This window comes from Pseudomonas sp. P65(2024) (assembly GCF_057480955.1).
In genome coordinates this window covers 1-229 of sequence record NZ_JBLIYX010000069.1, presented here as the reverse complement: position 1 = coordinate 229, position 229 = coordinate 1, and the positions used below count along the sequence as shown (strand labels likewise).

Sequence of the window (229 nt, the reverse complement as noted above, 5' to 3'; positions counted from 1 at the left end):
TCTACCTAACCACCTGTGTCGGTTTGGGGTACGGTTCCCAGTTATCTGAAGCTTAGGAGCTTTTCTTGGAAGCATGGCATCAACCACTTCGCGCTCTAATGAGCACTCGTCATCAGCTCTCGGCCTTGAGATCCCGGATTTGCCTAAGATCTCAGCCTACCACCTTAAACTTGGACAACCAACGCCAAGCTGGCCTAGCCTTCTCCGTCCCTCCATCGCAATAACTGGA

At 52.0% G+C, this 229-nt stretch carries 1 rRNA gene; it reads right to left on the bottom strand.

Annotated features, from left to right (window positions below):
- A 23S ribosomal RNA gene (locus AC25MA_RS25870) occupies positions 1–229 on the bottom strand; the annotation flags it as partial.